At 59.1% G+C, this 14,303-nt stretch carries 10 protein-coding genes; 8 read left to right on the plus strand and 2 right to left on the minus strand.

The window, feature by feature from the left end; translation table 11 throughout:
- The first annotated feature begins 2 nt into the window (after window positions 1-2).
- From tssE to DKW72_RS10950, 8 genes are read left to right on the plus strand one after another with little or no spacing between them, the layout of a single operon-like run.
- A complete protein-coding gene (tssE, locus tag DKW72_RS10915; RefSeq protein WP_111642406.1) occupies window positions 3-500 on the plus strand; it encodes a type VI secretion system baseplate subunit TssE in 498 nt (165 codons plus the stop codon).
- Complete coding sequence (tssF, locus tag DKW72_RS10920; protein WP_111642407.1) at window positions 493-2,319, plus strand: type VI secretion system baseplate subunit TssF; 1,827 nt, start codon at window positions 493-495, stop codon at window positions 2,317-2,319. Before tssE ends, tssF begins: the two co-directional genes overlap by 8 nt.
- A complete protein-coding gene (gene tssG / locus DKW72_RS10925) occupies window positions 2,316-3,464 on the plus strand; it encodes a type VI secretion system baseplate subunit TssG (protein ID WP_111642408.1) in 1,149 nt (382 codons plus the stop codon). The genes tssF and tssG overlap by 4 nt, the downstream gene beginning before the upstream one ends.
- A gap of 12 nt (window positions 3,465-3,476) precedes the next feature.
- On the plus strand, window positions 3,477-6,143 hold the full coding sequence (tssH, locus tag DKW72_RS10930) for a type VI secretion system ATPase TssH (protein WP_111642409.1): 2,667 nt from the start codon (window positions 3,477-3,479) through the stop codon (window positions 6,141-6,143).
- A gap of 3 nt (window positions 6,144-6,146) precedes the next feature.
- The gene (locus DKW72_RS10935; protein WP_111642410.1) at window positions 6,147-7,463 is read left to right on the plus strand and encodes a tetratricopeptide repeat protein; all 1,317 of its coding nucleotides are present in this window, start codon (window positions 6,147-6,149) and stop codon (window positions 7,461-7,463) included.
- Window positions 7,453-10,248 (plus strand): tetratricopeptide repeat protein, encoded by a 2,796-nt coding sequence (locus tag DKW72_RS10940; RefSeq protein WP_111642411.1) that lies wholly within the window; start codon window positions 7,453-7,455, stop codon window positions 10,246-10,248. Before DKW72_RS10935 ends, DKW72_RS10940 begins: the two co-directional genes overlap by 11 nt.
- 5 nt (window positions 10,249-10,253) lie before the next feature.
- Window positions 10,254-10,853, plus strand: a complete 600-nt coding sequence (locus DKW72_RS10945) for a tetratricopeptide repeat protein (RefSeq protein WP_232522396.1) — start codon at window positions 10,254-10,256, stop codon at window positions 10,851-10,853.
- Window positions 10,850-11,119: a hypothetical protein gene (locus DKW72_RS10950; protein WP_111642413.1), complete on the plus strand. Its 270-nt coding sequence runs from the start codon at window positions 10,850-10,852 to the stop codon at window positions 11,117-11,119. Before DKW72_RS10945 ends, DKW72_RS10950 begins: the two co-directional genes overlap by 4 nt.
- On the opposite strand, the gene DKW72_RS10955 is transcribed toward DKW72_RS10950, so the two are convergent.
- Together DKW72_RS10955 and DKW72_RS10960 are read right to left on the minus strand one after the other, a co-directional pair.
- A complete protein-coding gene (locus tag DKW72_RS10955) occupies window positions 11,113-12,762 on the minus strand; it encodes a DUF7379 domain-containing protein (protein ID WP_111642414.1) in 1,650 nt (549 codons plus the stop codon). The two genes, DKW72_RS10950 and DKW72_RS10955, sit on opposite strands and share 7 nt — an antisense overlap.
- Window positions 12,763-13,029: 267 nt before the next feature.
- Window positions 13,030-14,235 carry a hypothetical protein gene (locus DKW72_RS10960; protein ID WP_111642415.1) on the minus strand — a complete coding sequence of 402 codons (1,206 nt, stop codon included), beginning with the start codon at window positions 14,233-14,235 and terminating at the stop codon, window positions 13,030-13,032.
- Window positions 14,236-14,303: the final 68 nt, after the last annotated feature.

Below are 14,303 nucleotides of genomic sequence, written 5' to 3' on the forward strand. Positions count from 1 at the left end.
CCATGATTGCAACGAGCAAGAAAAAGAACCTCCGCCCGTCAATTCTCGATCGATTGATCGATCTGGAGCCGGACGCCCACAGAGATCACAATCTCGACCGCCACCAACACCTGACTGAGCTACGTCAAAGTGTCCGCCGGGACCTGGAAAATCTGTTGAATGCCCGCTACCGGGTTATCGCGCCGGGTGACGACTACCCGCAGCTCGATCAATCGCTGCTCAATTATGGGCTCCCCGACCTGGCGACGGTAAACATCGCCGATACCGAGAAGAAACAACGCTTCGTCAGGGATCTCGAGCGCACGCTACGCGACTATGAGCCGCGCTTTAAAAGCGTCAAAGTTGCGCACCTCGACAATCGCGACGCCACTGACCGCACCTTGCGGTTTCGTATCGACGCCGTGCTCTGGGCCGACCCGGCGCCCCAAACCGTCATTTTCGATTCCATTCTCGAGCCCGTTTCCCGGTCAGTGAATGTGCAGGAGTTTTCCCATGGCTGACGAACTGTTGCCTTACTATGAAAAAGAGCTCGCGTTTATCCGGCAGATGGGTGCCGAGTTCGCCAAGGAGAACCCCAAAATTGCGAGCCGCCTGGGCATCAACACCGACACCATCGAGGATCCGCATGTATCCCGGTTAGTCGAAAGTGTGGCCTATCTGAACGCACGCATCCAACACCGGCTTGACGACGATTTTCCGGAGCTCAGCGATTCGCTACTCAACACGTTGTTTCCGCATTATCAGCGCCCCATCCCTTCGATGGCGATTGCCTGCTTTGAACCGGATCCCGAACAACTGGAAGCGACTTTTACGCTGGCCAAAGGTACCCTGCTTGAGACCAAGTCGTTTAAAGGTGAGACCTGCCGGTTCACCACAGCCTATGACACCGAACTGGTTCCGGCACAGGTCGCTTCGGCCCAACTGATGGGCCGTCCATTTTCGACACCCGGGTCGGATGCGGTGCGCAGTGCCGCCAGTGTATTGAAACTCCGCCTGAGCGCCCACTTTGACGAGAGCGACTTGCAACAGGTCATGCCAGAGCGCCTGCGCCTCTACCTCAAGGGCCAGCCTCAACATATTCATCCACTCTACGAGCTGCTGATAAACCGCTGCGAGAATGTCGTTATCAGCGCGGGACATGGCACCGGCGAAAGCGTTTTCCTAGGCAAGGACGCGGTTAAAGCGGTGGGTTTTGAAGCCGATCAGGGTTTACTGCCCTACCCGGACAATGCCTTCATTGGCTACCGGCTACTCACCGAGTACTTTGCCTTCCCTGAAAAGTTCATGTTCGTCGATATCCAGGGGCTTGACCTTGAGCGCCTGAAAGGCCCGCTTCCACATCTTGATATCTATATTTATCTGAGCGATGCAGACGTCGAGCTCGAACACAATGTCGACGCGACGACCTTTGTGCTCGGATGCACCCCGGTGGTCAATCTATTCGAGCACCAGACCGACCCCATCGAAGTCGATCACCGGCATCACGAGTACCAGATCATTCCTGATGTGCGACGCCCCAGCGGCTACGAGGTGTACTCGGTTGATGAGGTCATCGCCGCTGACCCTTACGGCAAAACGGCCACCTACCGGGCTTTCTACGGCCTCAATCACGACCGAGCCTACCATGAAGATCAGGTATTCTGGTACGCGCGCCGGGAGCACGCCAAGGCTAAGCCGCAAGAGCGTGACGAAGGTACCGACGTGTACCTGAGCCTGGTTGACCTTGACTTCCAGCCCGGCAATGCCATCAATAAGACCCTGATGGTGAAGACCACCTGCAGCAACCGGGATCAGCCTGCGCGGCTACCTTTTAGCGCGCGCGAACCGGCTCTGCAATGCGTCGATGCCAGTCCGCCCACGAAACGGATTCGCTGTCTGACCCAGCCCACTGAGAGCATTCGTCCACCGTTGGGTAACGGCGCTCGCTGGCGCCTGATTTCCCACCTGCAACTCAATCAACGTTCTATCGCCGGAGACGGTGCCACCGAGGCCCTGCAGGAAATGCTCAGACTCTACGACTTCCAGCAAAACTCGGCCCACCGTTCGCTGATTGAAGCTATCGACAATGTTCAGGTACGTCCGGTTAACGCGCCCATTCAGGTGGCCGGCCGACCAACCCTGTGCCGGGGAATGGAAGTCACCGTAACTGTGGATGACCGCCTGCTCGCAGGTATCAGCCTGTGTCTGTTCACCCAGGTCCTCGAGCAGTTTTTCGCACTCTACTGCTCGCTCAACTCCTTTAGCCGCTTACGGGTCAGACGAAAGCAGCAGGATGGCTTCTATAAAGAGTGTCCGGTGCGCATAGGCGTTCAATCATGAACCTGCTACGGGAACTGCAGCGCCGGCCGGAGAACTTCAGCTTTCTACAGAGCATGCGTCTGCTCGAATACGCCGGGCGTGAACGGGATCCCGACGGCGCCACCCTGCCTCGTCACCACCGGGTAGGCACCGGAGTTGACACCCGCCCGCCCACCAAAGAGCCCGTGCGCCTGCATGGCCACCATAGCCTCGGTTTTCCGCACGCCGAAGTCGGCGGCGTGACTGAGCGCAATGGCCAATGGCGACTCCAAGCCAATGTCATGAGCCTGGGCGGACCGCTGGGGCCCTTACCGTTCCACTACACCGAGCTCGTCCTCGCACGTCAGAAAGCCAAAGACCCGGCGTTGATGCAGTTCCTGGACCTGTTCAACCACCGAGCGGCGTCGCTGTTCTGGCGAGCGGCCAGTAAATACAAGTTGCCTCTGGCATACGAACGCGCACGCCGTTACAGCAAAGATAACCCACACATCGCCGACAGGCATACCGAAGTTCTGCTCTCACTGATGGGACTTTCGCCGCGGTTGCTGCGCGATCACCCTACCGTGCCTGCCGAGTCGCTGATTCACTACGGTGGACTGTTGACACAGAAAGTCAGAACCGCCAGCAACCTCAAGCAGATCATCGGCAGCCGTTTTAAAATTCCCGTTCAGATTGAAGAGTTTTCCGGCACCTGGTGTGAGGTGCTGCAGGATATGCGCTGTCAGCTGCCCTCTAAAACAGTACCCAAAGGCCGAAACAACCAGCTCGGACGCTCGACCCTACTCGGTCAGAAATCGTGGCTCGCTCAGAATAAAATCGGCATTAAACTCGGGCCACTTGATCGGGCGCAGTACCGGCGTTTTGCTCCCGACAGTCAGGCCCTTGCCGAGCTGCGGGCGCTGGCCGCACTTTATCTTGGGCCGGAAAACGATTTCGAACTCGTGCTCGATGTGCGTGCCGACGCGTTGCCCACACAGCTGCGGCTGGGCACCGCTCAACCTTATCAGCTGGGCTGGAATTCACGCCTGCCGCCGAGCATTTACCGAACCGAGGACCCGCACGCGAGTCAACGGGTGCCCTTATCGCCAGAGCACATCGCCACCCCCAGTAAACACCACCAATCGTCCGCGCCCGACAGCGCGGCGGAAGGCCACAAAGCCGCTTAACAAGGAGCACTCATGATCACACTGGACCTGAAGTCACTGGTTAACAAACTGAACAACACAACCCGAAACGCCCTCGAAGGCGCTGCCGGTCTGTGTTTGTCCCGCAGCCACTACAATGTGGAAATTGAGCACTGGCTGATCAAGCTCCTGGAAGTGGATGACACCGATCTGCAAGCCATTCTGAACAAGTTTGAGCTCTCGCCGGATAATCTGATCAAGGCCTTGCAATGCGAGTTGGACCGGCTGAAAAACGGCAGTTCACGCCCGCCTGCGCTCGCACCGGGCGTGGTCGAGCTCGCCAAGCACGCCTGGGTTCTCGCGTCCGTTGAGTACGGCCACCAGCAGGTAACCAGCGCGCACTTGCTCGCAGCGCTGTTGCTGGACGACACCTTGCGCCGCGGCGCCCTTGAAAGCTGTCGCGCTCTGGAGAAGCTGCCACCCGAGTCCGTGCGCGAACTCGCGCGCGCGGTGGTCGGCAGTACAGCGGAATCGCACGCATCACTCACGGGCGATGCCGACAACACGGCGCCGTCGGCCGCCAACGTCAAAGCGAGCGCAACACCCTGTTTGGACAAATATACCGTCAACCTGACCCAGGCCGCCCGGGATGGCAACATCGACCCTGTCTGGGGGCGCGACCAAGAGGTACGTCAGATCGTCGACATCCTGATTCGGCGGCGCCAGAACAATCCGATCCTGACCGGCGAGGCCGGCGTGGGCAAAACCGCCGTGGTCGAAGGCTTCGCGTTGCGGATTGCGGCGGGCGACGTTCCCGAGCCGCTCAAGAATGTCGCACTGCGAACGCTCGACCTGGGGTTGCTGCAAGCCGGGGCAAGCGTCAAAGGTGAGTTTGAAAACCGCCTCAAATCAGTGATTGCCGAGGTCAAGGCCTCGCCTCAGCCCATTATTCTGTTTATCGACGAAGCCCACACGATGATTGGCGCCGGCGGCAAAGAGGGCCAGGGTGATGCCGCCAACCTGTTAAAACCGGCCTTGGCGCGGGGTGAGTTGCGCACCATCGCCGCAACCACCTGGGCCGAGTACAAGAAGTACTTCGAGCGCGACCCGGCCCTGACTCGTCGCTTCCAGGTGGTCAAGGTTGAAGAGCCGGGCGAAGAAAAGGCCATCGATATGATGCGTGCCATTGCCGGTATGCTTCAGACCCATCACGGCGTGCGCATCATGGACGAAGCCGTTGTCGAGTCCGTACGCCTCTCCAGCCGCTATATGCCGGGGCGCCAGTTACCGGACAAATCTGTCAGTCTTCTGGATACCGCCTGTGCACGCGTAGCCCTGAGCCAGAGCGCGACGCCGGCACCGATCGAAGATACCCGACGCGATATCGATCAGATCAGCGCCAACCTCAAAAGCCTGACCCGGGAGAACGCCACGCTCGGCAACTGCCAGGCGCGCATTGACGAACTGAGCGCGCGTCGAGAAATGCTGGCCGAGCAGCTCGAGCGTCAACACGCCCAGTGGCAAAACGAACGCGAATTGGTCGACGCCATCAACACCCTTCAACACAAAATTGAGGAAGACCACCACAACGACATTAACGGCCTCAAAGAGTTTGAGCCCAGCGATCAGGACGCAGACCGGGAGGAGCTGCAAGCGCTGCTGCAACAGTTGGAAGCGTGCCAAGGCGACGACCCCATGATCAAAGTCCATGTGGATGGTCAGGCTATCGCCGAGGTGATCTCCAACTGGACCGGCATCCCCCTGGGCAAGATGCTCGCGGATGAGATCCAGTCAGTCCTCTCTCTCGGTGATACCTTGTCCGAGCGTGTCATCGGTCAGAACCACTCCCTCGAAGCTATCGCGCAGAGCATTCGCACTGCCCGCGCCGGTCTGACAGATCCGCGCAAGCCCATCGGTGTGTTCTTTATGGTGGGCCCCAGCGGGGTTGGCAAAACCGAAACGGCCCTGGCCCTGGCGGACACCCTGTACGGCGGTGAGCACAACCTGACCGTGATCAACATGTCCGAGTTCAAGGAAGAGCACAAAGTCTCGATGTTGCTGGGTTCGCCGCCTGGCTACGTCGGCTACGGCGAGGGGGGTGTGCTGACCGAAGCGGTGCGGCGCAAACCGTACAGCGTCATTTTGTTGGACGAGATGGAAAAGGCCCATCCGGGCGTGCAGGATGTGTTTTACAACCTGTTCGATAAGGGCACCATCAAAGATGGGGAAGGCCGTGACATCGATTTTCGTAACACGGTTATCATCATGACCTCCAACGCAGGCGAGGAACATATCCGGGCGATGTGTCACGCCCAGGAAGACACCATTGCACCGGACGTGCTACTGGACAACTTCCGTCCGCAACTGCTTAAGCACTTCAAACCCGCATTCCTGGGGCGAACCACCATTGTGCCCTACTACCCGTTGGGCGACAGTGACCTGATGAAGATCTGCGATATCAATATGCGCAAGATCACCCGCCGCCTGCAGGAAAACTACGGCGCCGAATTTACCTACGATGACGATGTGAAATTGCACATCGTGGCCCGCAGCCAGGAAGTGGACACAGGCGCGCGCAACATCGAGAACATTCTGACCCGTACGCTGTTACCTCAGCTCGCCTCCGAATGCCTGGCACGCATGTCTGAGCGCGACAGCTTGAAGCGGGTGCACGTGGGCATCAACGCCGAGGGCGAGTTCCATTACGAACTCAGTGCCTAGCCGATGATAGCCTCAGCAACACAGTGGTTCAGTCAGCACCGTCAAGCCTTGACGTTGGCGGCGCTGCTGTGGTGTTCTCCCGTCGCTGCCGATGAGCTGCACGCACTCGACACACGCTTTCAGGCGTTGCTGCCTGAGGCCTATGCGAGCATGAATACTGATTGTCCCGAGGCGTTCTCAGCCCTGGTCAAATTGGCACCGGAATCAGTGACTGGAGGACGCCTCGCCTGCCTTGTGCAACAGCTCCCTGATACACCTATCGCGCTCCTGCAGGCACATGCTGACGATTTGATCGCAAACCTCCTGTACCACGGGTTGACCGGCCCGCTCGAGGCACTGATTGCCGAACCCACCATCGGCAACCAGCCTCGGTTGCGCGCCCAGCTCCAGTTTGCGCTCTTCCAGCACGCGGTCAACCATCAACATTGGCAACAACTCGACCAACAGCGCGCCACCCTGACCCGCAGCTACGCCCTGACCGAGCAAGAACGCCGTTATCTCAGTCTGAACCATGGCCGCGCACTCCAGGCACAGGGACGACACCGTGATGCCATCGCCGTGTATGAGGGCTTTGATTCGGGTGCACCCCACTACGCGCACGCCCGCCTGAATCTTGCTATCGCCTACCTGCGACAAGACTGGTGGAGCGACGCTCACGACGTGCTCAACCAGTTGCTGGACGCCCAGGGACATCACGACGTCAGCTCGGAGTTTTACAACCGCGCGCGCATGTTGCTGGGACTCTCGCAACTGCAGCGCGGTTTTTACCGCAACGCCCGGCAAAGCTTTGGCGCAATCACCCTGGATAGCCGTTATCTCGGCGAAGCCTGGCGTGGCATCGGTTTGGCGGCTCTGCATCAACAGGATTTTGCCAGTGCCCTCAATGCGTTCACACGCCAGTTAGCCGCCGACGAACACCTGACCGATGGCCCTTTTTTGCTCGCATATACCTACGAACGAGACGAGCAGCTAGCTTTCGCCCAGTTGAGTTACAACGAGGCGACGCTGCGCTACGAGGCGCGCCTCAATGATCTGGAGCGAAAGCTCACCGCGCTCGCGCACGCGGGCTGGACACCCGAGCTGCCGGCACCAGAGACTCAGCATTTACTCGAGCGTCAGTATCAGGTGCTGACGGATATCCGACAGCGGCTCAGTGACGGCGCCGACACGCGTCTGCAACGGTCGCTGTCCGAGTTGGCCCACGATTACCGCCGAGCGCTGCGCGCGCACTATCAACAGCAACTGCACCGGGAACAGACGCAACTCCAGTCTTACCTCAGCCAAAGCCAATACGGACTCGCCACCACCTATGACCACTAGCTCGATCCGCCGCCTCACGTTTTCTTGCACCGTGGCCGGGCTGAGTCTCGGCGGTTGCGGTACGCTGTCGGATGAACCGCGTACCCTGGCCGATCTCGATCGGCCCCTGGAGCAGAATGCCCGAGCACTGACCTCAGCGCCTGCCGATAGCGCGCGTCAAGCCTACTATCGCTATATGGAAACCGCCGCCGACGACGATCGTGCACGCAATCTGGCACTCGCTCGCCTCGCCGATCTGGAGCTGGCCGAGAGCTACGCCCTGAGTGCTCAGGACAACTACCGCGACGATCAGCGGTATCAGGACACTCTGCGGCGCACCGTCACACTGCTGGAAACGGCGCTGACCGACTACCCGAACGCCCGAGGCAATGATCGCAAACTGTACCAGCTGGCAAAGAGCTATGATGAGCTGGGCCGGCATGCGCCGTCACAACACGCGCTACGGCAATTGGTCGACCGCCACCCCAACTCTGAGCACTACGCTGAAGCCCATTTTCGTTTAGCTGAAGCCGCCTTCGCGGAAGGCAACTTCATGGCCGCCGAGATGGGCTATACCGCCGCCATTAACCACAACCCGGACGCCCAGTTTCAGGAGCGCGCCCAATTCAAACGCGGGTGGGCGCGCTACCGCCAGGGTGCCATGAATCTGGCCATCGAGGATTTCGTCGCCGTCATCCAGCACCAGGGCTTCGCCGACCCGGCAGACGTGGCCCCGGATGAGCGCGCACTCTACAACGAATATTTCCGGTCGCTGGCGCTAAGCATGGTCAATCACCCTACGCCCGATCAGGTTCCCAGACAGTTACGCAACGCCGGGCTGGCGGATAGCTTCCCCGCCTATTTCGCCGCCAGCGACCTGCTGGAACGGCAAAGCCGTATCAGCGATGCGGTTCAACTGTGGCAACACTTTTTGCAGGCAGCGCCCGAGGGCTGGGCGGCGGTACGGGCCCACGCCCAACAAGCAGCACTGTGGCGCGCCGGGCGCTTCCACCAGCGCGCACTTGCAGCCACCGAAGACCTCTACACCGCCTTCGCCCAGCAGCCTGCTCGCGCTCGGGGAGTGCGCGCGAAAAGCGCTCAACGAGATACCCGAGCGCTTATTCACGAAGCGGCACGTCACTACCACGCCCGTTACCAAAGGGACTCCGCCCCCGCCGACCTGAAAGCGGCGCAACAATGGTATCAACGTTACCTCAGACACTTTGATGGCTACGCCCTTCAAGATGGAGTCGCACTTGCCTACGCCGACTTGCTCGCCCAGACCGACGACACCCTGGCCGCTTTCGAACAGTATGCGCGTGCCGGATTCGATGGCTCGCTGATCATTAACCCCGAGGCCGCCTACGCGGCGATCGCCTTACTCAGTGAGTTGATCACCGACGAGAGTGACCGATGGCTCGACCGCTACCTGATCTATACCCGGGTTTTTGTTCAGCTCTACCCCACGGACGAGCGCACTACCGCGCTGCTGACCAACGCCGCCAGCACCGCCTATGAGCATCAACATTACCCGAGTGCAATCGCGTTCATTGAGCAAGCACTACCCGATCTCCAGGGACGGATGCGCTTTGACGCGCAACAGCTACTGGTACAAAGTCACATCCACCAAAGCCAATGGAGCGACGCGGAGAATGCCGCCCACCAGCTGGCCCGCCACCCTAATCTCAGTCCGGCGCAACGAGCGCAGGCTGACGACCTGTGGGCCTACAGTGTTTATCGACAGGCCCAGGCCGCCGAAGCGGACGGTGAATGGGATCAAGCCATTGCCGACTACCAGCGTATACACTCTCAGGCACCCGCAAGTGACTACGCCGCCGGAGGGTTGTACAACGCCATTGCACTGAGTGTCGAGCAAGCCCGCTGGCTGGACGCGATCGCGTTAATGCAGCGCTTTCAGGCAGACTACCCCGACCATGGACATCGCAATGACGTCGAGCGCCAGCTGACTCAAGCCTATCTCGCCACCGGGCAAACAGCACAAGCCGCTCGCCAATACGAACAACTGGCCCTGAGCGAGCAGGACGAACAGGCCCAACGCGCCGCCCTGTGGAAAGCGGCTGAGCTTCACCAGAAACAGAAGGACACTGCGCAGGCAATCGATGCCTATCGGCGTTATGCTCACCGCTATCCGGAGCCCTACCCCCAGAATGTCGAGGCAATGCATCGGCTCGCCGACCTTTATCGGGAAACCGGTCAAACCGACAATCGACAGTTTTGGGAGCGTCGTCTGGTTCAGGCCGACCGCAACCAGTCGGACACCCAGAAAACCACGCGCACGTCGCTGCTCGCAGCCCAAGCGTCGCTCAGCCTCGGTCAACACGCGCTTGAACGCTTCCGGGAAACACCCTTGCGGCTGCCGCTGGAGGAGAGCCTGGCACGCAAGACCGAACACATGCAGAGCGCCATCCGCCACTTTGCCACCAGCGCAGCCTACGGCTTCGCCGAGCTGTCGTCCGAGGCAACCCATCGCATCGGCGATATCTACGAAACCCTCGCGAGAGACATGCTCGCTTCGGACCGACCGCCGGAACTGACGGCGGACGAGCGGATTCAGTACGACATTCTTCTGGAGGATCGCGCTTTTCCCTTTGAGGATCGCGCCATAGAATTTTACGAGCGCAACCTCCAGCGCGCACGCAAGGAAGGTTTTAACCCCTGGATGACCGAAAGCAGAAAGCGCTTGGAAGTGCTATTTCCCGCCCGCTATGCACGTCCGCCGCGTACCGGTTTGTATTTGACGCAAAGCGGTACACAAGACAACGACCGAGGAGAGCAGACGCCGTGATTAACATGTACCGCGCAAATGGTCACTTATTCATACGACTGGCGGCCATGGCACTCTTGCTCACCGGCATCGGTTGTACCCAGACAGCGCCGAGCGGCAACGCCAAACAGACTGACGTAAAGACGGGTACACTCAGCGATACCCAGCAGCACCGTTACCTGTCAGCGCTCAACCAAGCCATGCATGGCCACGCACAACAAGCCACGGAGACACTGCACCGCTTGAGTGAGGAGCAGCCTGAACACGCGGGCATTTGGCTCAATCTGACCTCACTCTACCTACAGCAGGGGGCAGCCGAACAGGCGCGCGCAATGCTCATTCGAGCGAAAGCGCTGGCGCCCGACAGCGCCATGATAAAAAACCTCCAAGGTACGCTCGCCCTGACCGAAGATGACCCAGAAAAGGCCCAAAACTATTTCCGCGAAGCCCTTGCGCGGGACGCCAAGCTGGCAGAAGCCCATTACAACCTGGCCTTGGTATACGACACTTACTACCAGGATATTGCCTCAGCCATCACCCACTATCAGGCTTACCTAGACCTGTTGCCCGAGGACGACGAACGCACACGCCGTTGGCTGCAAACCCTGGAGCAAGCCCGACCATGAGAAAGCTGATCCTTTTGTCACTCCTGGCGGCGAACATACACGGCGCCGCTTACGCACAAACCACGACGCGCATCGAAGTCGAGCTGGAGACGACCCGTATCCAAAGCCATCGGGAATCCCCGATGCTCATGTATATCATTCCGTGGCAGGAGACCCCACTGGTTGAGACACCAGGGCAGCGGCGCATTGTCATTCACGATCTGTTTGGCGATTTCTACGAACCGATTGATACCGAAGAGTACTCCCTCGAACAGACCCCTCAATGATTGGGCCACAGCAGCGCCCGGCGCAGCTCTTCGTTGGCGAGCTTCTCCCCGATCAAGCGGGTATGGCGGCCGTCGGCGGTGATGACCTGCTGATTGGGCGCCATCGTCAACGGATCGACCCGACATTGCTCGCGCACCGCCACCACCCAATCGTGGCGGAGGGTGCCAAGCGCCGCACCGATTGCGGCATTGAGCACTCGCTGCCCAATGCGGGTTATCCCCGAGGTTCCACCACCATTGTCGTGGCCAGCGATGGGGATAATGCTCGCCGGTACATTCGGATGTGTAATGATGCTTCGACTGATATCGCTGCCACTATCCATCGCCCTGAGGCCATCCAGCTGGTTCAGTACCTGGCTTGAGTGCTGCGCAATGCTACTGATCATCGTCAGCGACGCACTCGCAGGCAGCAGTTGGCGCATTGCGCTCAGGAACCAGCGAACATTGCGTAAGGTACTGAAATAGCCCACATGATTTGCACCCGATACAGTCACACCATGTTCCAACTGGAAGCTGTGGCAGTGTATCGCCAGCTGCTTCAGTACCAGGGCGCCACGCGAAAAGCCGACCGCGCGGATAGGTTGCTGCACGCGCCTTCCGTTCATTAAGCTATCCAGTCGAGCGATATTCTCATACGGCGACAGGAAGATCGTGTCGTGATCAAAAGCCAGTATTTGATCGAAGTGATCCCGGCTAACCAGTCGAGAGAGAAAGGTCTCGCCATTACTTTCAGAGCGCTCAAACAGGTTTCCAAACGTACCCTGGGTTGACGAAAAGGTACCGTGCAGCAACAACAGGGTATTTTTATTCAAGGCAATGTTCTCTGCCCCCGACTCCTCAAAACACAACCCCAGAGGATCATACTTGAGAATATTATGCCGTTTGAGCGCGAGCTTTGCTGCCACTCGCCGAAGGATGTCTATGCTCGTTGAATTCTGGCGTTTGAACACCAGCACTTTGATCACAATTTTGTAAGCACTCCCGGCGGATGATTCGAGCCAGACGTCACCATCGCCACCGGAGGCTTCAAACTCGGCCGACGCGTACAGAGGCACTCGATAGGTCAAGCGGTCCCGGTTGCTGCACTCGTGGTTGTTATCGGTTTGCTCAGGCAGAAGATACTCGACATCAGTATCATCCGGATCGACCAACGGTCGCGGGCCGCCGTCGAACGCCATTCGCTGGTAGTACACCAGCGCGCCCTCATCGGACCGAACAAAAACCGTCAAACGAGCACTCGGCATATCGTCGAGAGTAAACCGGTGCCGGGCGTCAACCGGCGCGGCGGCCTCCAGGCTGATGTAGCGCTCAATAACCGCGTGTCCCGTATTTTTATTGAGGTGATCTGCGCGCGCCTCGCGCACACGCTCAATCTCCTTGATTGTGGCGGTACCGGCATGCTCAACGCTCGACCGAGTCTCACCGAAATCCGAGCAGATCAGCGTCCCCCGCAACGGGTTCTGGGCGCTCTTCCACGGCCCGAGGGTACCCCAGAGGCGCGAACCATCCCGTTCGCCACGGTGAAAGATAAAGTCCCGCTCACGGTCCGTCAATCCTGACAGGTCTCGCCCCCCCAACACCACGAAGCGAGCGCCGCTCTCTGCACGCTCAAAATTTTCGGCGGCCCCGAGATCAATATACATAACACTAGCCCCTTACTACCCTCCGCGCTCTTGCGTCGGGATAATCAAGGACACGCTGTGCATACTTCAGGCCAGTCGTGCGAGTGACTTGATTCTTATGAGGTTTTTCTTTAGAAAAAACGGGTGGAGGCACACGTTTGTAAGAAAGGTTGACAGGTGACCGGCTAGTAGTAGGACTGAATAACCGCGATTCCCCGGCCGAGCACTTCCCGCTATGAGCACTGTACCTACTTGGGATTAGATCCAGATCAAAGAGTGAGGATATGCCTACTGCCGACCGTTTATGAGTGCCTCCTCGATGTCCACCCCCACGGTGATTGCGCCGATGGGCGTTTGCTCGTCCGGGTCGTAGAGCGGAATATTGACCTGCACCTGAAAACGTTGAGTTGATTCATCGTAACGTACATCGTCAACAAAAACGGTTTCCGGTGAATACCCAAAGGTGAGCTGGTATTTTTCCTCGTTGCCCTGCCAGTAGTCCGAGGTCATCTTGCTCACCCCGACGTTCAGCCCGTGCTCGTCCATCACGATGATTTCCGTAATCAGGCCGTCACTGGCGTATTGGAGGCCGCGCAGGGTTTGCGACAGTGGGTTGGTGAGCAACGCAGCCGAAAACTCTCGCGTGCCGCGCTGGAATTCGTCGATCCACCGGTTATCCCAGGCAACAATTTCCGCCGTGGTGATACCTTGATGTCGACGATTCTGGGCCCGCACGGCATGCTGCAGCTGGGGCAGGTAGCGCCACTCATAAAGGAGCGGCAATACCTGCTCTTTGACCCGAGCGCTCTCATAGGGCGAAAGCTGGAACCCCTCGGGCGCACAGCCATGGATGGCGTGGTTGAAACTATCCAGAAAACCCGGGTGGTCGGTCAAGAAGTGATTGCCGAAGTAAACACCGAGCGGCACATAGCGAAAGAAGTCGTAACGGTACCAGCCCGGCGCCATGGCCAACTGCGTGACCAGTTCCTCGAAGTGCTCTTTGTCGGCGACCAGCGCGTCAATGCGATCGCTGGCGAGCAATCTGATGAGCTGCGGCAGGCCTGCGACCTCAACTTCCAGCGTGTAGCCTTCCTCGCCCAACAGATCGGCCTGATGACTGCCCAGAATCGCTCCCAAACGTACACTTTCAGCGCGCCAAGAGTCCGGCTTGGGTCGGTCGGCATGCCAGAACCAGTACCAGTTTTCGAGCACAAGGGGACGACTAAGCTGAGCATAGCGATCAATGTTGCGCTGGGGCAGCGCGGTGAAGTAGCCGTCGAGGGAGCCCTTGATGACCTCCTGCCGGGCACGCCGCCAGGGAATCGCCTGGGTCTCATAGGACAAGTCGAGGGCCGTAAAAATACACGCGATATGGGCCAGGGAGCCATTGTCGGCAAGCCCTTCGAGCACCGGCACGCGATTGAACGCCAAACGCACTTTATCCGGCAGATCGGCACCCATCCCGGTCGTGGGTAACGCCAACAGCAAAGCCACACCCCAGCACCGGAGGTGACGGCTGATTGAGTCTCTCCTGTTATCCATACACCCACCCGATGCAGGCG

Origin of the sequence: Marinimicrobium alkaliphilum, from assembly GCF_003259155.1 — a bacterium.
GTDB lineage: Bacteria > Pseudomonadota > Gammaproteobacteria > Pseudomonadales > Cellvibrionaceae > Marinimicrobium_A > Marinimicrobium_A alkaliphilum.